This is a genomic window from Nonomuraea sp. GTA35, from assembly GCF_041950525.1.
In the GTDB taxonomy this organism is placed as follows: domain Bacteria; phylum Actinomycetota; class Actinomycetes; order Streptosporangiales; family Streptosporangiaceae; genus Nonomuraea.
Map to the genome: position 1 here is coordinate 1 of NZ_JBGNUV010000067.1, position 588 is coordinate 588.

A 588-nucleotide genomic window follows, 5' to 3' on the forward strand; every position below is an offset into this window, starting at 1 on the left:
CACGCTGGGGCTATCGGGGTGGCGGGGTCTTCGCGGCCGGCGAGGTGGGGCCGGTAGCCGGGCACAATCACGTGCACGGATTCACCGCGTCCGCCCTGGTCTTCTCCGGGTCTTCGCCGGGTGGCCTCAAGCGACCGTTATAGGATCATGACGTATCGTGACGACGGGAGGCCCGGCGGCCCCCGCTGCTCGGGAGGGGCCGCCGGGCGGACTCGCTTTCTTCCGGCGGGAGGTCGCCGGACCAGCGGTCTACCGGTGAGGAGTCACGGCCCTGTGAGTGAGGAGCCGTTCGGATGGGGCGGTCAGTCGTTCTTGTTGGTGACGCCCTGTCCCTCCTCCGTACCCTGGTCGAGGGTGGGGCCGTTGTCCTGCTTGTCCGTGGTTGCGCCGGTTTCGTTGTTAAGGGGCGGGGTCGCGGGCGCGGAATCGGTGACGCCCTGTCCCTCCTCCGTACCCTCGTTGAGGGTGGGGCCGTTGTCCTGCTTGTCCGTGGTTGCGCCGGTTTCGTTGTCAGCGGGCGGGATCGTGGGCGCGGAAGTGGGCTCGCAGGGGGCGACCGTCCCCTTGACGATCTGCAGGGAGACCGTG

1 protein-coding gene is annotated in these 588 nt (G+C 69.2%); it reads right to left on the reverse strand.

Going from position 1 to position 588, the window contains the following annotated elements; translation table 11 throughout:
- Window positions 1-302: 302 nt before the first annotated feature.
- Window positions 303-588: hypothetical protein (locus ACBJ32_RS59415; protein WP_375134406.1), on the reverse strand; the 286-nt coding region annotated here is incomplete at its 5' end.